Here is a 19,200-nt window from a genome sequence, read left to right as displayed (position 1 = left end):
ATCGGCAAAGATAACGGCGTCGGCGTACTGCCATCGTCAGGCCTGCAGATAGCGCAGGACGGCGAGTACACGACGGTGGTCGTTGTCCGATGGAGACAGGCCGAGCTTGGTGAAGATCTGCGTCACGTGCTTTTCCACCGAGCCGTACGACAGGAACAGTGCGCCCGCGATGGCGTTGTTGGAGCGTCCTTCCGCCATCATGGAGAGCACTTCGCGTTCCCTGGGGGTGAGGGTACTCAGGGTCTGCGTGCGCCGGCTGGCGCCCATGATCTGGGTGACGACCTCGGGGTCGAGGACGGTCTGTCCGGCTGCGATCTGGTCGAGCGCGGCCAGGAAGTCTTTGACGTCGGCGACGCGTTCCTTCAGCAGGTATCCCACCCCCTGGGCGCCGTCGGCGAGCAGCTGGGCGGCGTAGCGTGTCTCGATGTACTGGGAGAACACCAGCACGCCCACCTCTGGATGATCGCGGCGGATGCGGATCGCGGCCCGCAGGCCCTCGTCGGTGTGCGAAGGGGGCATGCGTATGTCGACCACGGCGATGTCGGGACGGTGTTCGGCCACGGCCGCCCGCAGGGCGTCGCCGTCGCCCACCGCGGCCACCACCTCCTGGCCGCGGGAGGTGAGCAGCATGCACAGGCCCTCGCGGAGCATTACGACGTCTTCGGCGATCACGATACGCATGCGCGGCCCGTTCAAAGGTGCGGGGGAAGTTCGACAGTGATCACCGTAGGCCCTCCCGCCGGGCTGCGAATGTCGATCGTGCCGTCCACCGTTCCGATCCGGGCAGCCAGGCCGTGCAACCCGGATCCGGGCTTCATCGCCGCGCCGCCGACACCGTCATCCCGCACTATCAGGGACAGCAGGCCATCTGTCACCCGTGCGTCGACCGTGGCGTGCCTGGCGGCGCTGTGCTTGATCACGTTGGCGAGCAGTTCTGTCGTGCAGAAGTAGGCGATGGCCTCGATGGCTGAAGCGGGCCGCTCGGGCAGATCGGCGTTGAGCTGGACGGGGATGGGGGTCCGTGCGGTGAGCGTGGCCAGGGCGGTCTCCAGCCCTTGGTCGAGTGCGGGCGGGTGGATGCCGCGGATCAGGTCGCGCAGTTCGGACACCGATTCCTTGGCGGTACGGTGTGCGCCGTCGACCAGGGCACGGGCGCGCCGCAGCCGGTCGGGATCGTGGGCGTGTTCGAGCTCTTCCTGGACCATGCCCAGGCTCATGGCCAGCGTCACCAGCCGTGCCGCCGTCCCGTCGTGCAGGTCCCGCTCGATATGGCGGAGTCTGGCGACCGCATCGTCGATGGCCAGCGCTCGAGCCTGTTCCAGGCGGCGGATCCGCGTTTCGCCCGGCTCTGGCCCGAGCAGGCTCCGGGCGAGCACGCGCTCGGGGGTCAGGGCGAGATGGACGCCCCAGGGGGCGAGCAGCAGCAGCGCCAGTCCGGCCGCGCTCATCAGCACAGCATCCGGCCAGCCGTTGGGGGACAGACCGTTGGGGGACAGATACGCCAAGGCGGAGGACTGCCACCACAGGGGACAACTGAGCAGGAGCAGGCCGCCTCCCCACAATCCGGCGGCGGCGACGACGGCGACGACGGCCGCCGGCAGCCGGACCAACCCGTGGATGACGGCCCGCCATCCTGTCACGTCGCTGAATGCCGCTGTGATCCGGTTCAGCAGACCAGGCCCGGCGCGGAACGGAGCAGGATCGGGTACCCGCACCCCGGCCAGCACCCGCGCAAGCCGCCGGTTGACCGTGCCCAGGCCCCTGGCCGCCCATACGCACAAGGCCAACACCGGCACTCCGATCAGGTTGACCGCCATGAGAACGCTCAGCCACACGAGAACAAGATGCGCCAGACCGATTCCCGCCATCAACGGCAGCATCAGCGCATAGGCCAGATCACGCCGCGCCCGTGCCCGCACCGGAGCGGCGATCAGCACCCGCCACCGGCCGAAGCCGCCCTCTGCTTGCTTGCCCACGCCCCTCCTCGCCTGACCACATCCTGCCGGTGATCACAACCGGACGCCGTACAGCCTGACGAACACCCACCCCCTGCGAACAGCCGGACAGCCCGTGGGGGACATCCCGAAGGCAAAATGGAGGATGTCCCGGTGGTGGCCACTCGGCCCGCGTCGCCAAAGTGATCATCATGACGACAACCAAGCAGCGGCGCGGGCGCGGCAGGATCAGCGGGCTGGTCATCGGTGTAGCGGTGGCGGCGCTGGCAGGAATGACCTCTGCGGCATCCGCCGCTCGAGACGCGCAGCCGACCTGGCGGGACTGCGCGGGCCAGGGCACGCCCGCCGGGATGCAATGCGCCGCGATCGAGGTGCCCGTGGACTGGGCCAAGCCAGACGGGCTGAAGGTCGAGCTGGACCTGGCCCGGTTGCCTGCCACCGAACCCGCCCACCGCATCGGCAGCGTCCTGGGCATTCCCGGCGGTCCCGGAGCTGACGGGATCGAGGACCTCAAGCGTGCCGCTGACCTCACCGAACTGGGACGCAGGTTCGACCTCGTCGCCTACAAGCCGCGCACCACCGTGTGGCGTGAGCAGCTGCCCCCATCCTGTATGCAGCCCGGAACGTCACTGCTCGATCCCCAGAGCCGGAAGGAGTACAAGGCACAGGCCGCGGCGATGACCAAGGCGTTCAAAGAGTGCCAGAACGCGGACAAAACCGGCCTGTTCGCTCACATGGACTCCCTGTCTGCGGCCAGAGACATGGACGCGGTTCGCGAAGCTCTGGGTGAGGAACGGCTGAGCTTCATGGCCAACTCCTACGGAGGGGTACCCGCCACCGCGTACATCCGGCTGTTCCCGCAGCGGATCCGCGCGATGTACATCGACGGGGTGGTCAATCACGCCCTCGGCTGGCCCGAAGCGCAGCTACAGGTCCTGTCCGTTAGCGAACGAGGGTTCGCCGGATTCACCACCTGGTGTGCGGCCACTGCGGCCTGTGCCCTGCACGGTGAGGACGCCGGAGCGGTCTGGCGCAAGCTCATCCGAGACGCTGATCGTCATCCGATCCCGACCACCTCTCCCGGACTCGGCAAGGGCGAACTGACCGGATGGCAGCTCAAGACTTTCGGTTATATGAACGACCCCGCACGCTGGCCGGCCTTTGCCGAGGCGGTCGACAAGGCCAGGCACGGGGACGGGTCCGGCTTCGGGGAAGTCATCCTCGGTAACTCGCGGATCTGGGCCATGCCCGGAGCCCTGGCGATGACCTGCGCGGACGGTCGGGGCTACACCGGCTATGCCCAGCTCCAGAAGTTCCGTCGCCAGGCGAGGAAGATCTCGCCGAACCTCGGAGGAGGTGCCGCCATGGACGCGCTGGGATGTGCCGGCTGGCCGCTACCGGTCGCCAACCCGTCCCGCCCGCTGCCGACTCGCGGCCTGCCGCCCTTCCTGGGAGCAGGCAGTACGTGGGGCGACTATGTATGGACCGAGAGCTTCACCAGGATGATCCCAAGGTCGGTGACCGTCGGCTACGACGGCCCCGGCCATGCCTTGTACTTGACGGGTAAGAAGTGCCCCATCCAACACGCCACCACGTACCTGACCGGCCTGAGACCGCCCAAGCCGGGCACCATCTGTCCTGCCGAATGACAGGCCATCGACGACGTCGATAGGAATCGGCCGCCCAATCAGCACCACCGCGAGACATGAGGGGGCGCGCGTCCAGCCCCAGTTGGGCCTCGACGGCACAGTTGAATCCGCGGCGTTCACACCGGAGAGCGCGTCAAGGGTCGACGGTCTCCTCGGACCTGCGGTGGTCGATCCGTAGATCGGGTGTTGATTCCACGTACTCTTCGCGGGCGTCGGAGTCGGCGAGGATGCTTGCCGCCTGCATCTCGGTATCGTCACTGCCTGCTGCCTGTTCCTCGGGCAGCAGGTGCTCGGCGCGTCGTCGTATCCGCTCTGCCATGGGCTCGTGCATCACCCCGGCGTACCCGTCGGGGTGTCAGAGAAACAGCTTCGGATCACTGGCCGCCACGACCCAAGCGTCAGGGAAGCAGCCGCGGATCACTTGGTCGTCGCCACCCACTCGGCCACGGTCGTGACATCCGCCTGGCCGGGGAACACCTTTTCCACGAGCACCCGGTGCACCTCGGGGTCGGAATCGAGGCAGGCGTCGGACAGGACGGTGAGCTGGAAGTCCAGGTCGGCCGCTTGGCGCAGGGTGGACAGCACGACGCCGCTCGTGGCGATGCCGGTGAGGACCAGGTGATCGATGTCGCCTGCCCGCAGGACCATGTCGAGGTCGCTGCCGGCGAAGGCGCTGACACGCTTCTTCGTGACGACGACGTCGCCGGGTTCCGGTGCCACGTCCGGATGGATCTCCATGGCCTGCTCGCTTCCGGCGATCCCGCCCATGCGGGCGATCGCGCCGAACATCTTGTTGCGAGGACTGATCTCCGGATATCCGGCGCGGAACCCGACGGCCGCGTAGATCACCGGGAGGCCGGCGGCCCGGGCGGCGTCGATCGCCTCGCGCAGGCGCGGCAGGTAGGCGGGGTCCGGGTAGCGGTCCACGATGACCCGTTGGACATCCATCACCAGGAGAGCGGTCTTGGTCACTGTCGTCCTTCCGTGAGTTGTTGACCATGAGTCTAGGGACCGTTAATCAGTTGTCGGCCGCCAGACGCATCGCCGATGATGGCGGCCATGGCAACGACACGACGAGCCGACATGTTCACCGCGGACGGCAAGCCATCCGACGACGACCCACGTGAGAACGGGCCGACGTTGGGCGACGAGCGCACCACACTGATCGAGAATCTGCGCTGCGCACGCCTCACCTTGGAGATGAAATGCGCGGATCTCGACGCGGAGGCCATGGCGCGGCGGTCCGTTGAGCCGTCGACGATGTCGCTCCTGGGCCTGGTGCGACACCTGGCCGAGGTGGAGCGTGGGACGTTCCGGGTGCTGATGGCCGGACAGGACGTCCCCAAGCTGTTCACCTCCGAGACCGACCGGGACGGTGACTTCGATGGTGCTGTCGCCGACCCCAAGGTGGTAGCGGAGGCGTGGGAGGCATGGCGTGCGGAGGTGGACTTCGCCGAGCGGTTTTTGGCCGAGGCGCCCAGCCTCGACGTCACCGCCGACGACGCCGCGAATCTGCATGGCAGCGGTGGAGGGTTGATGTCGCTGCGCGAGGCGGCGCTCGGAATGATCTGGGAGTATGCCCGCCACATGGGTCACGCCGACCTGTTGCGCGAGCGGATCGACGGCCGCATAGGTCAGTGATCGCCGCGCGGTGGTGACGGTGACGACACCGGCCGGGAACGGCGTGCTGATCGTCGTCGCCTGGTCGAGGCGAGACGAGGGTCATGCCCGGGTCAGTACGTCTTCCAACGGCGTCCATGCGAACCCGTGGGCCTCTGCCACCGGCCGGCTGGTCAGGCGGCCCTCGTGCGTGCTCAGCCCCAGCGCGAGCGCCCGGTCCTGGCGCATGGCCGGTGCCCAGCCCCGGTCGGCGATGGCCAGCGCGTACGGGAGCGTGACGTTCGTCAGGGCGAACGTCGAGGTGTACGGGACCGCGCCCGGCATGTTGGCCACGCAGTAGAAGATCGACTCGTGCACCTGGTACGTCGGCTCCGCGTGCGTGGTGGGGCGGGAGTCCTCAAAGCAGCCACCCTGGTCGATCGAGATGTCGACCAGCACGGAGCCGGGCTTCATCCGGCTGACGAGCTCGTTGGTCACCAGCTTGGGCGCCTTCGCGCCGGGCACCAGGACCGCGCCGATGACCAGGTCGGCCTCGCGTACGGCGCTCTCGATCTCCAGGGTGTTGGAGGCGACCGTCTGGCAGTGGCCCTGGTAGATCATGTCGGCCTGGCGGAGTTTGTCGATGTTCTTGTCGAGGAGGAGCACCTCGGCCTGCATGCCGAGCGCGATGGCGGCGGCGTTCATGCCCGACACGCCCGCGCCGATCACCACGACGTGGGCCGCGCGCACGCCTGACACGCCGCCCATCAGCACGCCTCTGCCGCCCTGCGAGCGCATCAGGTGGTACGCGCCGACCTGCGGTGCGAGCCGTCCCGCGACCTCCGACATGGGGGCGAGCAGCGGGAGGGCGCCGTTCGGCGTCTGTACGGTCTCGTAGGCGATCCCGGTGACGCCGGAGTCGAGCATCGCCTTGGTGCAGGCCCGCGAGGCGGCCAGATGGAGGTAGGTGAACAGGATCTGGCCCTTGCGCATCCGGTGGTATTCCTCGGCGACCGGCTCCTTCACCTTCAGCACCAGATCGCTCTCGGCCCAGACGTCGTCGACCTGGTCGAGTATGACGGCACCGGCCGCCGCGAAGTCGGCGTCGGGGATCGACGAGCCGAGGCCCGCCTCGTGCTCGACGTGGACCTGGTGGCCGTGCCGTACCAGCTCGTGGACGCCCGCGGGGGTGAGCGCGACGCGGTATTCGTTGTCCTTGACCTCGCGGGGAACGCCGACCTTCATCGAGACTCCTTGAGCGTGGAAACCCCTGCCCTCAGGCGGGGGAGAAGCACGGCTTCACTTTCTTCTCGGCTGCCGTGCGGATCCATCGACAATCTGTAGCTCTTTCTCCAATCTTCCCCATTTCTTGCTGGACGATGAGGATTGTTCACCGGATTACCCCGCTACAGCCGGTCCTCGATAAGCTCACCCGCAGCCCGAACATCAGGATGGGGTCGCCAACGATGGAGAAGCCGGAAGAGCCGCCACCCGCGGAGCCCGGAGAACCCAAGGCCAGCAGATTCACCACCATCGTGTTGATCGTCTCGCTGGTGGTCGTCGTGCTCATCTCCGGCGTGCTGGGGACGGTCGCCGTCCTGATGACCAGAAGCCCCGACGCGCCGATCCTGGGGGGCGTCCCCCCGCAGCGGCTGGCGACGCCTATCCACTTCGCGCCGGTCAGAGACACCAAGCCGGCGCCCTGCCCGGGTGACACGGCCGTGCTGGACAAGGAGCAGACCACCTGTTACCTGCTGGAGGACGGGGTCACGGTCAACGCCGTGCAGCGGATCGAGGCGGTACGCGAGAAGGACGGCACCTACTCGGTGCGCATCGCGATCGCGCCCGCGTTCAAGCAGAAGGTGTCGGACCTCATCGACGAGCTGGTGACCAACCAGCGGCAGGTGGCGGTCGTCCTGGTGCCCAAGACCGTCCTGGCGGCACCGATCGTCACACAGCCCATGGACGGCGACAGCCTGAGCATCGTGGGCTTCGACAAAGCCCAGGCCGAGGCCCTGGCCGCGAGCCTGCTCGGCTCCACGCCGTCGCCCGGAGCGCCGACCGGCGGAGCGCCGACCGACGCCGCCCCGACCGCAGGGGTACCAACGGGTGGAGCGCCAACAGGTGGAGCGCCAACAGGTGGAGCGCCGACCACCACGGGCCAGGCCCCCACGGGCACTACGGGCACTACGGGCACTACGGGCACTACGGGCACTACGGGCACTACGGGCACTACGGGCGTGCCCAACGCGGGAGCGCCGACCTCGGGCGCCTCCGCCCCGGCCAGCCGTGCCACCTCTCCCGTCCGGGGCAGCCTGGACCCCCACTACGCGAGCTGCAAGGCGGCCGTCGCCGCCGGCGACGGCCCGTACACCAAGGGCGTCCACCCCGAGTACGCCTGGTACCCCGACCTCGACAAGAACGACGTGGCCTGCAACACCGCAGACATCCGCTGACAGCCGACCAACAAGGCGCCCCAAAAGCCCCGAACAGCGAGCAACTACCCGAACAGCTCCTCCAGTGCGGTGATCCCGAAATAGGCCAGGAAGATCAGCGAGACCACCCACAGCAGCCACGGAATCTCGGCGAACTTCCCCCGAGCCGCCTTGATCAGCGTGTAGGAGATCACCCCGGCCCCCACTCCGTTCGTGATCGAGTACGTGAACGGCATCAGTGCGATCGTCAGGAACGCGGGCACGGCCAGCTCCAGGTCCTCCCAGGGCACGTTCCTGCTCTGCGTCATCATCAGCGCCCCGACCAGCACCAGCGCGGGCGCCGCCGCGGCCGCGGGCACCATCCCGGCCAGCGGCGTGAACAGCAGGGCCAGGCCCAGCAGTGCCCCGGTCACCACACTGGCCAGTCCGGTCCTGGCCCCCTCACCCACGCCGGCGGCCGACTCGACGAAGACGGTGTTGGCCGACGAACTGCTCGCCCCGCCGATCATGCCCGCGACACCGTCCACGGTCAGGATCGCGCCCAGCCGCGGCACCCGCCCCTCCGAGTCCACCAGCCCGGCCTCGTCGCTGACGCCGATGATCGTGCCCATCGCGTCGAAGAACCCGGACAGCACCAGCGTGAACAGCACCACGGCCGCCGTCAGCGCCCCCGCGCTCACGAAGCCGCCGAACAGGTCGAACCGTCCCACCAGCCCGAAGTCGGGCGCCGCGACCAGCGACTTCGGCACCCGGGGGGTCACCACGCCCCAGGTCTTGGGATCGATGGTGGCCAGTGAGTTCACGACCACGGCCAGGACAGTAGTCACCGCGATGCTGATGAGGATGGCCGCCGGGGTCCTGCGTACGTACAGGACGATCATCAGGAGCAGTCCGAAGCAGAACACCGTGACCGGCCAGCCCGCCAGGTGCCCGGTCGCGCCGAGCTGCACGGGTGTGCCGGAGCCGGCCGCCACGAAGCCCGCGTCGACCAGGCCGATCAGCGCGATGAACAGCCCGATCCCCACGCTGATCGCGTGCTTGAGCGCCAGCGGGATAGCGTTCATGATCAGGGTGCGCAGGCCCGTCACGGCCAGGATGACGATCGCGAGCCCTTCGAGGACGACCAGGCCCATCGCCTGGGCCCAGGTCATGTGGGGCGCGGCCTGGTAGGCCACCACCGCGTTCAGGCCGAGCCCGGCCGCCAGCCCGAACGGCGCGTTGCCGATGAACGCCATGAGCAGCGTCGAGACGGCCGCCGCCAAGGCGGTCGAGGTGGTGAGCTGGATGATCGAGAGCCTGGCTCCGGTGACGTCACGGGCGCCGGCCAGGATGATCGGGTTGAGCAGGATGATGTAGGCCATCGCCATGAACGTGGTGATCCCGCCGCGCACCTCGCGCCCGGCCGTCGTCGACCGGCCGGAGAGCTCGAAGAACCTGTCGAGCACGGCCATTCCCCCTCGCGATCAAGGGGGAGTGCCGGGTGCCCTACCCGGTCGGGAACGTGATCATCCCTCCGGCCGGCCCGATAAGCGTCGCGAACGTGATCATTCCTCCGGCCGGTCCCACAAGGCGCCGATCAAGCCTCGCAAGGCGCCGATCAGGCCTCGTGCTTGCCACCGCCCACCAGGCCGACGAACTCATCCAGGCCGATCCGGCCGTCGCCGTCCGCGTCGATGGCGTCGATGAACGCGCTGATCTCCGCGTCGGTGACGCCGTGCCCGCCGAGGGCCGCGTTGACCTGCCTGATCTCGCTGGTCGACAGCAGGCCGTCACCGTCGGTGTCGAACCGCTCGAACTCCGCCTTGGCCGCGTCACGTGCGCTGGTCATGAGATACCTCCCCGTCGTCAATCTCCCCTATTAAACAAGGCGATATCTTCCGGTCTGATGGGAACGCGCGTCAACCGCAGTCCGGTCGCCGCCCGCACCGCCGCCGCGATGGCGGGCGTGGACGAGAGCGTGGGCGGCTCACCCGCGCCACGCAGGCCGTACGGGGCGGCGGGGTCGGGATTTTCGAGGATCTTCAGCGCCATCGGCGGCATGTCGAGAATGGTGGGGATCAGGTAGTCGGTGAACGACGGGTTCAGCAGCCGCCCGTCACGCATCTGGATCTCCTCCATCAGCGCCAGCCCGAGCCCCTGCGCCGAGCCGCCGTGGATCTGGCCCTCCAGCGCCTGCGGGTTCAGGATCCGCCCCACATCCTGTACGGCCGCCAGCTCGACCACCTTGACCAGGCCCAGCTCGACGTCCACGTCCACCACGGCCCGGTGCACGCACAGGGCGAGCTGGGTGTGCGAGTCACCCTGCCCGGTCTCGGGGTCCATCGGGAACGTGGGCCGGTGCCGATACTCCCGCGTCTCCTCGATCGTCCCGTACTTCTCCAGCGCCTCCCTGGCCGGCAGCCCCTCGAAGCGCGCGCGTACGGCCTCGCAGGCCGCCTTCACCGCCCCGCCGGTGACGTACGACTGCCGCGAGGCCGACGACGAGCCCGCCGAGCCCACTGTGGTGTCGGCCGTCGCCACGGTCACGTTCTCGACGCCCAGCTCGGTCCTGGCGATCTGGGCCTGGATCGTGACCAGGCCCTGGCCGACCTCGGCCGCCGCGGTGTGCACGGTGACGTGCGGCTCGCCGCCGATCAGCTCGGCCCGGACCCGGGCCGTCGAGTAGTCGTCGAAGCCTTCGGAGAAGCAGATGTTCTTGATGCCCACGCCGTACCCGACGCCTCGCCGTACGGACTCGCCGTGGGTGGTCTGCGAGACGCCGCCCGGCAGCGCGCGCAGATCGGACTCCCGGGAGGGCGGCAGGGGCATCGCGGCGAGCTCATGGAGCATGCCGGCCAGCGGCGCGGGCGAGTCGATGATCTGGCCGGTGACCAGGGACGAACCCTGCGACACCGCGTTGCGCACCCGGATCTCGACCGGCGACAGGCCGCACGCCTCGGCCAGGAGATCCATCTGCGACTCGTACGCGTAGCACGCCTGCACCGCGCCGAACCCGCGCATCGCCCCGCACGGCGGGTTGTTGGTGTAGACGCCGGTGGCGTCGATCCGGACGTTCGGCACCTCGTACGGGCCGGCGCCGAGCGAGGCGGCGTTGCCGACGACGGCGGGGGAGGAGGAGCAGTACGCGCCGCCGTCGAGCAGGATGTCGGCCTTGACGTAGACGAGCTTGCCGTCGCGGGTGGCGCCGTGCTCGTAGCGCATCCACGCGGGGTGGCGGTGCACGTGGCCGTAGAACGACTCCTCGCGGTTGTAGACGATCTTCACGGGACGGTTCAGCCGGAGCGCCAGCATGCAGGCGTGTGCCTGCATCGACAGGTCCTCGCGGGCGCCGAACGCGCCGCCGACGCCCGACAGCGTCAGCCGTACCTTCTCCGGCGGCAGCCCGAGGCAGGGGGCGAGCTGGTCGCGGTCCACGTGCAGCCACTGGGTGGCGATGTACAGGTCCACGCCGCCGTCCTCGGCGGGGACGGCCAGGCCGGACTCGGGACCGAGGAACGCCTGGTCCTGCATGCCGACCTCGTACTCGGCCGACACCACGACGTCCGCTTCGAAGGTGTCGCCCACCCGCACCGGCTGATGTCGTACGAAATTTCGGGACTCACGGGGGTCTGTCACGGCGGGACGGGGCTCGTACTCGACCACGATCGCCGCCGCGGCCCTGCGCGCGGTCTCCGGATGGTCGGCGGCCACCAGCGCGACCGGCTCGCCCTGGTAGCGGACCTGGTCAATGGCGAGCACGGGCTGGTCCTTCAGCTCCAGGCCGTAGAACTTCGCGCCGGGCATGTCCTCGTGCGTCAGCACCGTGAACACTCCCGGCATCGCCAGCGCGGGTCCCACGTCGATCGAGCGGATCCACGCCGAGACGTGCGGGCTGCGCAGTGTCACGCCCCACGCCATGCCGTCGAGCCACAGGTCGGAGGCGTAGGCGAACTCACCCGTCACCTTCAATGTGGCGTCCGGCCGCCGCGCGCTCTCGCCCACGCCCATGGACTCGAGGCGCCGCGTCTCGCTCGACGTTTCGGTCATCCTCCCATCGCTCATCCTCCGAGTAGAGCACCAGCGTCGCGGCGGTCCTATGCGTGTGACGTTAAATCCAGGTCAGAGCTTGACGGGCCGACTTGTATATTCCTCCAAGTGCGCATCAGTGACCTGCTGGCCCTCGGCGAGCTACGCCTCAGGCTCCTGACCGGCGACCCGGCCAGGGAGTTCACCGGCGTGCACATCACCGACCTGCCCGACCCGGGGCGCTACCTGTCGGGCGGCGAGCTGGTGCTCACGGGGATGATGTGGCGCACCTCGCCGGGCGACGCGGCCCGCTTCGTCGCCGCACTGGCCGAGGCCGGGGTGGCCGCGCTCGGCGCGGGCCAGGCGTGGCTCGGCCACGTTCCCGAAGACCTCGTGGAGGCGTGCGCGGCGGCCGGGCTGACGCTGGTCGAGGTGCCCACCGAGGTCTCGTTCCGTACGCTCGCGGAGCTCGTCGTGCCCCGCCTGTCCGGCGACGCCCGTGACGCGCTCGGCCGCCACCGCAGGCTGCTCACCGCCGTGTCCGAGGGCGCCGCGCTGCCCGAGCTGTTCGCGCTGACCGCGGCGGAGCTGGGCGTCACGGGCGCCGTCGTCTCCGCCTCCGGCCGGGTGATCGTGGGTTCGGTCGAGGATCCGGTACGGCTGGCCCGCGCCTACCTGTCGGCGTCCCGGCTGCCCTGCCTGGTCGGCGAGCACACGATCTTCGGTGTCGGGCGCGGCCACCGGGCCGCGGGCTGGGCACTGGCCTGCGACGGCGACCTGCTGGACCGGCCCGACCTCGGCTACGAACTGGCGGCCTGCATCGCGGTCGAGCACAGCCGGATGGAGGAGGGGCGGCGGGTCGAACGGCGGCTGGCCGAACAGCTCGTCACGGCCGCGCTGGCGGAGGCGGGCCCGGCCGAGCTGGACGCCAGGCTCCGCACCTGCGGGCTCGACGCCGCCGAGCCGTACGCCATCGTGAACGCCACCGTCCTCACGGAGGGCGGGCCGGGGGGCCCGGACGCGGCGACGTTGGGCGGGCAGGCCGTCGAGGAGCTGCTGGACCGCGAGATCGTCGCCGCGGTACGGGCGGAAGGCGCTGCACGGACGGAAGGCGCTGCACGGACGGAAGGCGCTGCACGGACGGACAGCGCGGCACGGGCGGAAGACACAGTACGGAGCGACGGCGCGGTGGGATTGGTGCCGCTGCGGGGCTCGACGGTGAGCGATGTGGCCGAGCGGCTGAGCGCCGGGGCGGAGGTGCTGTCCGCGCTGCCCGGCACCCGGATCTGCGTCGGGCTGAGCGGTGCGCTCACCGGCGCGGCTGCCGTGAAGGGCGGGGTCGAGGAGGCCGGGCACGCCCGGCGGCTGGCGCAGGCGCGCGGCGGCGGGGTGGTGACCAGCGATGAGATCTACACGCACGCCCTGTTGCTGGCCACCGCCCCTGGCGATGTGCGTCGCTCGTTCGCCGACCGGCTGCTGACGCCGCTACTCGACTACGACAGGAGACACCAGTCAGAGCTGGTGCGGACACTTGGCACGTTCCTCGACTGCGCCGGCTCGTGGAACGCGTGCGCGGAGCGGATGCACGTGCACGTCAACACGGTTCGTTACCGGATCAGGAGGGTGGAGGAGCTAACCGGCCGCGACCTGTCGACGATGACGGATCGGGTCGATTTTTTTCTGGCACTCCGAGCGCGCTGAGCGATCTGCGGCCTGGAGAGCGGTTCAGGCGGCGTAACTAGACGGAACTAGCAGCACGCAATGACATCAAACGCGATGCTGGGCGACGCAACGGCCTCCGCGGTCGTAACATTGGTGGCTGCGACCAAAACAGTCGCAATCAGTGCTGACAGGATAAGACGCTTGCGCATCTAGGGCTCCCTCGCCTATATGGGTTGTGCGTTTGTCATCATCTCAAGGAGCGGCGACTGTGACCACATCTGACCTGGTCGGACTCCGTATTAAGACTGTTCGGCGACAGCGTGGCCTGTCTCAGGCCCAACTCGCGCATCCCGAACTCTCGGACAGCTACGTCTCCTTGATCGAGAGTGGCAAGCGTACCCCGACTCCTGCCGTCCTGGAACTGCTGGCCCAGAAGCTGGACTGCTCGTTGTCCTACTTGGTCAACGGCGTAACCGCAGAGCAGATGGAGGATATCGAGCTCGCACTCGGCTACGCGCGGCTGGCCCTGGAGAACGGTGAGGTCACCGAGGCCCGCACCCGCTTCGCCGAGCTGATGGCGAACAATAACCTGACAGGTCTGACGTCTCTCCGTCAAGACACCGAATTCGGACTCGCCCTGGCCACCGAGGCCTGCGGCGACCACAGCGGCGCCATCGCGCTCCTCGACCGGCTGAATGAGGAGGACATCTCACCCGACCGCCGCATCGAGGTCTCCATCGCGCTGTGCCGCCTCTATATGAGGAGCGACCGGCTCACCGAGGCCGTCGGCATCGGCGAGAGGGTCCTGGGCGGGGCAACCCGGCCGGCGTGGTCCGACCTGATCATCGAGCTGGGCGCGACCCTGCTGAACGTCTACTTGAAGCGCGGCGACCTCCTGCGCGCCCGCCAGTTCGCCGCCGAGCTGCTGAACGCCGCCGACCTGCTCGGCACGCCGCGCTCGATGGTCGCCGCCTGCTGGAACGCCGCCATCGTGGCCGAGAGCACCGGACACGGTGAGGAGGCCCTCGGCTTCGCCGAGCGCGCTCTGGCCGTCCAGTCCGAGACCGGCCAGCCGCGCAACCTCGCCAGGATGCGCCAGGCGTACGCGGCGCTGATGCTCAGGGCCAGGCCGACGGCGGCCAAGGAGGCCCGTCAGCTGCTCATGAAGGCCGACCACGAGCTGGCCCAGTCCTCCGCCAGCACCGCCGACCGGGCGAGCTGCCTGGTGGAGCTGGCCCGCGCCGAGATCCTGGACGGCAACCACGAGCAGGCCATCAGATACGCGCGATCCGGCACGGAGCTGCTGCCCGAGTCCGCCAGGACGCTCGACGCCGAGCTGCGCCTCGTGCTCAGCCGTACCTACGGCGGCCTGGGCAGGTTCGGCGAGGCCACCAACGAGCTCGAGGCCGTGCGCCAGTGGATCGACCCGCTGCCGGACTCCCGCAGCGTCGCCGCCACCTGGTACGCCGCCGCCGAGACCATGGAGCAGCTGGGCGACGCCGACAGTGCCGTGAAGGCCTACCAGCGCGCGCTGGCCTGCGCGGGCCTGTAGCGAGGTCAGGACCGGGCGGCGGCGTCGGTAGCCTTGGGGATGTCATGAAGAGATCCCCGTTCGCGGCTCTCACCGCGTTCCTCGCCGCCCTGGTCCTGCTGGGCACCGCCGGACCGGCCCTGGCCCACGACGCTCTCAAGAGCAGCGACCCGGCCAAGGGCGCCACCGTCGAGTCCGTCGACGAAGTCAAGCTCGAATTCACCTCGGGCGTGCGCATCCCGGTCGTGGTCGTCCGCGGCGACGGCGGCACCGCTCACCAGAGCGGCGATCCCCGCGCCGACGGCAAGGTGGTGACGCAGGAGCTCAAGGGCACGCTGCCCGACGGGAAATACACGATCGCCTACCGCGTCGTCTCCTCCGACGGTCACCCGATCGAGGGCGAGATCCCGTTCACGGTCAAGGGGGCGCCGTCACCCTCGCCGTCGTCCTCCCCGTCGTCCTCGCCGAGCGCGCCGCCACCGAGCGCGCAGTCGCAGGCGCCCGTCACAGAAGCTCCGGCAGCCCAGGCCCAGGCCCAGGCCCAGGCCCAGGCCCAGACTCCGGCTTCGTCCGCGCCGGCCGAGCAGGCGGGGGCCGCCTCGACGCCGTTCCCCGTGTGGCTGATCATCGTGGTCGGCGCGCTCGTCGGTGTCGGCATCGGCTTCCTGCTCAGCGCGCGGAAGAAGCCGTCGACCGGCCCGCGTGCGCAGTCGCGTACGGACGAGAAGAAGCCGTGACCAGGGCCGCGCGTCTCGCGCTGGCGGCGGTGGGGGCGGCGCTCGTCGCCCTGGTGATCGCCATGGTCGCCGGCGGCGCGGCGTTCCCCCGGATCATCCCCGGCCTGCCCGACGCCGGCCCGATCACCCGATGGGGGCTGCCGGTCTCCAAGCTGTGGATGGACGCGGCGGGCGTGGTCACCATCGGCCTGTTGCTGACCGCCGCCCTCCTGCTGCCCAACGACAAGGGCCTGCTGGGCAAGACCGCGCTCGGCTACGTCAAGGCCGCTTCCTGGAGCGCGCTGTCCTGGGCCGCCGCCGCGTTCGCCGCGATCATGTTCGGGGCGGCCGACTTCTTCGCCCGCCCGGTCACCGAGATCTTCGAGTCCAACTACCTGACCGGCTTCGCCACCCAGTTCGGCCAGGGCATCGCGCTGACGCTCGTGGTGCTGTTCGGGGTGGCCATCGCGCTGTTCTCGCGGGGTGCCATCACCGCCGGGGCCGCGGCCGGTCTGCTGGTGCTCGCGCTGGCCACGCTGCTGCCGCCCGCGCTCACCGGTCACTCCTCCTCCTCGCCCAACCACGACCTGGCCACCTCGGGGCTGGCGCTGCACCTGCTCACGCTGTCGCTGTGGGTGGGCGGCCTGGCGGTGGTGGCCCTGCACGCCGTACGGAAGCTGCCGCAGCTGGAGATCGCCGCGGCCAGGTTCTCCAGGCTCGCCCTGTGGTGCTACATCGGGGTCGGCGCGTCCGGGGTGTTCAGCGTGCTGGCCCGGCTGACCTCGGTCTCCGACCTCTGGACGTCGGCGTACGGCGTGCTGATCGTGGCGAAGATCATCGCGTTCGTCCTGCTCGGCTACGTGGGCTGGTGGCACCGGCAGCGCACCCTGGCCGGGATGGGCGCCGGCCGCCATGGCGCGTTCACCCGGCTGGCCTGCGGTGAGCTGCTGCTCATGGCCGCCACCATGGGCCTGGCCGTGGTGCTCTCGCGCACCGCGCCGCCGCCGGTCAGCGTGCCCGCAGACCGGGCCTTCGATCTGCTCGGGTTCCCGATGCCGCCGCCGATCACGATCGGCAACCTGGCCTCGCTGTGGTGGCTCGACCTGTTCTTCGCGGTGGTCGCCGCCGTCCTGGGCGGCCTGTACGCCGCCGGGGTCATCAGGCTGATGCGGCGCGGCGACCGCTGGTCGTGGGGCCGCACCGCCGCCTGGTTCGGCGGGGTGGCGCTGCTGGTCGTGGCCACCCAGAGCGGTGTGGCCCGCTACGCCAAGGTCATGTTCGACGTGCACATGGTCGAGCACATGACGCTCTCCATGGTGGTGCCCATCCTCCTGGTCCTCGGCGGCCCCGTCACGCTGGCACTGCGGGCGCTCAGGCCGGCCGCCAAGCGCGGCGACCGGGGGCCGCGCGAGTGGCTGACGACGATCCTGCACAGCGGGTTCGTCAAGGTCGTCGGCCATCCGGGCATCGCGACGGCCATCTTCATCGCCTCGACGTACGCGCTGTACTTCACGCCGCTGTTCGAGTCGGCCATGGAGGAACATCTCGGGCACATCTTCATGACCCTGCACTTCCTGGTCAGTGGCTCGCTGTTCTTCTGGGCGATCATCGGGGTCGACCCGGCGCCGCACCGCCTGCCGTACGTGGGCAAGTTGCTGGTCCTGTTCGTCACGATGCCCTTCCACGCGTTCTTCGGCGTCGCGCTGATGATGACCGGCACCGTGCTGGCCTCCGGCTGGTACGACCAGCTCGGCCGTACGTGGGGCGGCCCGTTGCTGGAGGAGCAGCAGAACGGCGGCGCGATCGCGTGGGGGTTCGGCGAGATCCCGACCCTGATGGTGCTGTTGGCGATCGCCATGCAGTGGTACCAGGACGACGAGCGGCAGGCACGGCGGGCGGACCGCAAGGCCGATCGCAGCGGCGGGGGCGACCCCGAACTCGCCTCCTACAACGCCTACCTCGCCAAGCTCAACAGAGGTGACAGGGCCGAGTAGCCGTTCGGCCACGGCCTTCTATCCTCACCCGCGCGTAACCGAACCGCCGGGTAGCCTTGCTCGCAGGGGAGATGGGCATAACCTCATGAGCCGTGTGCGTAAAGCCCGAGGGGGGAATCGCGCGCACGCGCATGGGGACATCGGTTATGGGGGCCGGTGTGTGCCCCATGTGCTCAGAGAGGCGATCAGAGTTGTCGAAAGAGACGCGCATGCGCGGGGGGCAAAGTCTGGCGGAGGCGCTGGAGACCTACTTGGCGGAGTGGTCGGAGCGCACGGGCATCGCCGTGGAGACGTGGGCGCTGCCCTCGACCGACGTGCCGTCGCGCATAGCGGCGGGCGTGCTGGCCGCCATGCGCGAGGCCCTCGGCAATGTCGAGGCGCACAGCGGCGCGAGCCTCGTCTCCGTCGCGGTGACCTCGGGCCGGGACGGCCTCCGGATGACGATCCGCGACCATGGTCAGGGCTTCGCCACGCTCAGAGCGGGCCGCGGCATCGCGCGGATGCGGGCCACGTTCACCGAACTCGGCGGGAGCCTGTCGGTCACCGGCACGCAGGGGGAGGGGACCACCGTCAGCGGCGTGGTGCCTAGGCGAGGGTGAGGATCTCGCTGCCCGTGTCGGTCACCACGATCGTGTGCTCGAACTGAGCCGTGCGCTTGCGGTCCTTGGTCACGGCGGTCCACTGGTCGGGCCAGATGTCGTAGTCGATCGTGCCCAGCGTCAGCATCGGCTCGATCGTGAACGTCATCCCCGGCACCAGTTCGACCCGCAGCGACGGGTCCTCGTAATGCGGCACCATCAGGCCCGAGTGGAAGGTGGTGCCGATGCCGTGCCCGGTGAAGTCGCGCACCACGCCATAGCCGAACCGCTTGGCGTACGCCTCGATGACCCGGCCCACCACGTTGAGCTGCCGGCCCGGCGCGACCGCCTTGATCGCCCGCATCATCGCCTCGCGGGTGCGCTCCACCAGCAGCCGTGACTCCTCGTCGACCTCGCCCACCAGGTAGGTGGCGTCGGTGTCGCCGTGGACGCCGCCGATGAACGCGGTGATGTCGACGTTGACGATGTCGCCGTCGCGCAGCACGGTGTCGTCGGGGATGCCGTGGCAGATCACCTCGTTGATCGACGTGCACAGCGACTTGGGGTAGCCCTTGTAGCCGAGCGTGCTCGGGTAGGCGTCGTGGTCGACAAGGAACTCGTGGCCGATGCGGTCCAGCTCGTCGGTCGTGACACCGGGCTGGATGTGCTTGGCGACCTCAGCCATCGCCTGGGCCGCGATCCGGCCGGCCACCCGCATCCGCTCGATCGTCTCCGGGGTCTTGACATCGGATTCGCCGGTCTTGGGACGCTTCTTGCCGACGTACTCCGGCCGCTGGATGTGCGCGGGGACCTTTCGAATGGGCGAAACTCGCCCTGGCTGGAGCAATGTCGTCATGAAAGGCAAGTCTACGGGGCAGGATTGATCCCGTGAGCGATGGCCAGTGGTGGTTCTGCCTCAAGCACATGCGCGTCGAGCCCGACCAGGGCTGCCCTAACAAGGACCGGATGGGCCCCTACGAGAGTGAGCAAGAGGCGGCCGGCGCCCTGCAGCGCGCCGCCGACCGCAACAAGGCGTGGGAAGAGGCCGACGCGGACGAGGACTAGGCCGCAGAGTC

General features: G+C 69.5%; 18 protein-coding genes. 9 read left to right on the top strand and 9 right to left on the bottom strand.

Going from position 1 to position 19,200, the window contains the following annotated elements:
• Positions 1-36: 36 nt before the first annotated feature.
• Both AB0H88_RS02725 and AB0H88_RS02720 read right to left on the bottom strand, forming a co-directional pair.
• The gene (locus AB0H88_RS02725; protein ID WP_357640376.1) at positions 37-681 is read right to left on the bottom strand and encodes a response regulator transcription factor; all 645 of its coding nucleotides are present in this window, start codon (positions 679-681) and stop codon (positions 37-39) included.
• 11 nt (positions 682-692) lie between these two features.
• Complete coding sequence (locus AB0H88_RS02720; protein WP_357640374.1) at positions 693-1,976, bottom strand: sensor domain-containing protein; 1,284 nt, start codon at positions 1,974-1,976, stop codon at positions 693-695.
• A 170-nt stretch (positions 1,977-2,146) separates the two neighbouring features.
• On the opposite strand from AB0H88_RS02720, the gene AB0H88_RS02715 reads away from it, so the two are divergent.
• On the top strand, positions 2,147-3,604 hold the full coding sequence (locus AB0H88_RS02715; protein WP_357640371.1) for an alpha/beta fold hydrolase: 1,458 nt from the start codon (positions 2,147-2,149) through the stop codon (positions 3,602-3,604).
• A 133-nt stretch (positions 3,605-3,737) separates the two neighbouring features.
• Here AB0H88_RS02715 and AB0H88_RS02710 read toward each other — a convergent pair whose 3' ends face one another.
• Together AB0H88_RS02710 and AB0H88_RS02705 are read right to left on the bottom strand one after the other, a co-directional pair.
• Positions 3,738-3,923 (bottom strand): hypothetical protein, encoded by a 186-nt coding sequence (locus AB0H88_RS02710; RefSeq protein WP_357640368.1) that lies wholly within the window; start codon positions 3,921-3,923, stop codon positions 3,738-3,740.
• Between the two features lie 98 nt (positions 3,924-4,021).
• Entirely contained in the window at positions 4,022-4,576 is a 555-nt protein-coding gene (locus tag AB0H88_RS02705) for an isochorismatase family cysteine hydrolase (protein WP_357640367.1), read from the bottom strand.
• A gap of 75 nt (positions 4,577-4,651) precedes the next feature.
• On the opposite strand from AB0H88_RS02705, the gene AB0H88_RS02700 reads away from it, so the two are divergent.
• Positions 4,652-5,245, top strand: a complete 594-nt coding sequence (locus AB0H88_RS02700; protein WP_357640365.1) for a DinB family protein — start codon at positions 4,652-4,654, stop codon at positions 5,243-5,245.
• Between the two features lie 81 nt (positions 5,246-5,326).
• On the opposite strand, the gene ald is transcribed toward AB0H88_RS02700, so the two are convergent.
• The gene (ald, locus tag AB0H88_RS02695; protein WP_357640363.1) at positions 5,327-6,448 is read right to left on the bottom strand and encodes an alanine dehydrogenase; all 1,122 of its coding nucleotides are present in this window, start codon (positions 6,446-6,448) and stop codon (positions 5,327-5,329) included.
• Positions 6,449-6,669: 221 nt separating this feature from the next.
• Here ald and AB0H88_RS02690 point away from each other — a divergent pair, with 221 nt between their 5' ends.
• Positions 6,670-7,659 carry an excalibur calcium-binding domain-containing protein gene (locus AB0H88_RS02690; RefSeq protein ID WP_357640361.1) on the top strand — a complete coding sequence of 330 codons (990 nt, stop codon included), beginning with the start codon at positions 6,670-6,672 and terminating at the stop codon, positions 7,657-7,659.
• A gap of 44 nt (positions 7,660-7,703) precedes the next feature.
• Here the strand turns inward: AB0H88_RS02690 and AB0H88_RS02685 are convergent, their stop codons facing one another.
• The 3 genes from AB0H88_RS02685 to AB0H88_RS02675 all read right to left on the bottom strand — a co-directional run bounded on the left by AB0H88_RS02685 (position 7,704) and on the right by AB0H88_RS02675 (position 11,664).
• Positions 7,704-9,089, bottom strand: coding sequence for an NCS2 family permease (locus tag AB0H88_RS02685; RefSeq protein WP_357640358.1), 1,386 nt, complete (start codon positions 9,087-9,089; stop codon positions 7,704-7,706).
• 146 nt (positions 9,090-9,235) lie between these two features.
• Positions 9,236-9,466, bottom strand: a complete 231-nt coding sequence (locus AB0H88_RS02680; protein ID WP_357640355.1) for an EF-hand domain-containing protein — start codon at positions 9,464-9,466, stop codon at positions 9,236-9,238.
• Positions 9,467-9,483: 17 nt separating this feature from the next.
• On the bottom strand, positions 9,484-11,664 hold the full coding sequence (locus AB0H88_RS02675; protein ID WP_357640354.1) for a molybdopterin cofactor-binding domain-containing protein: 2,181 nt from the start codon (positions 11,662-11,664) through the stop codon (positions 9,484-9,486).
• A gap of 108 nt (positions 11,665-11,772) precedes the next feature.
• Between AB0H88_RS02675 and AB0H88_RS02670 the strand changes: the two genes are divergently transcribed.
• The 5 genes from AB0H88_RS02670 (at position 11,773) to AB0H88_RS02650 (ending at position 18,145) form a co-directional block, all read left to right on the top strand.
• Entirely contained in the window at positions 11,773-13,344 is a 1,572-nt protein-coding gene (locus AB0H88_RS02670) for a helix-turn-helix domain-containing protein (protein WP_357640351.1), read from the top strand.
• Positions 13,345-13,573: 229 nt separating this feature from the next.
• A complete protein-coding gene (locus tag AB0H88_RS02665) occupies positions 13,574-14,857 on the top strand; it encodes a helix-turn-helix transcriptional regulator (protein ID WP_357640349.1) in 1,284 nt (427 codons plus the stop codon).
• Between the two features lie 44 nt (positions 14,858-14,901).
• Positions 14,902-15,573, top strand: coding sequence for a copper resistance CopC family protein (locus AB0H88_RS02660; RefSeq protein ID WP_357640346.1), 672 nt, complete (start codon positions 14,902-14,904; stop codon positions 15,571-15,573).
• Positions 15,570-17,546 carry a cytochrome c oxidase assembly protein gene (locus AB0H88_RS02655; protein ID WP_357640344.1) on the top strand — a complete coding sequence of 659 codons (1,977 nt, stop codon included), beginning with the start codon at positions 15,570-15,572 and terminating at the stop codon, positions 17,544-17,546. Before AB0H88_RS02660 ends, AB0H88_RS02655 begins: the two co-directional genes overlap by 4 nt.
• Positions 17,547-17,755: 209 nt before the next feature.
• Complete coding sequence (locus AB0H88_RS02650) at positions 17,756-18,145, top strand: hypothetical protein (RefSeq protein WP_357640342.1); 390 nt, start codon at positions 17,756-17,758, stop codon at positions 18,143-18,145.
• On the opposite strand, the gene map is transcribed toward AB0H88_RS02650, so the two are convergent.
• The gene (map, locus tag AB0H88_RS02645) at positions 18,132-18,980 is read right to left on the bottom strand and encodes a type I methionyl aminopeptidase (RefSeq protein WP_357640340.1); all 849 of its coding nucleotides are present in this window, start codon (positions 18,978-18,980) and stop codon (positions 18,132-18,134) included. The genes AB0H88_RS02650 and map overlap by 14 nt on opposite strands.
• A 32-nt stretch (positions 18,981-19,012) precedes the next feature.
• On the opposite strand from map, the gene AB0H88_RS02640 reads away from it, so the two are divergent.
• A complete protein-coding gene (locus AB0H88_RS02640; RefSeq protein ID WP_357640338.1) occupies positions 19,013-19,189 on the top strand; it encodes a hypothetical protein in 177 nt (58 codons plus the stop codon).
• Positions 19,190-19,200: the final 11 nt, after the last annotated feature.

The organism is Nonomuraea sp. NPDC050680, from assembly GCF_040654555.1.
Taxonomy (GTDB): domain Bacteria; phylum Actinomycetota; class Actinomycetes; order Streptosporangiales; family Streptosporangiaceae; genus Nonomuraea.
The sequence above is the reverse complement of the archived record's forward strand: the minus strand, read 5'-3'. Positions and strand labels throughout refer to the sequence as shown.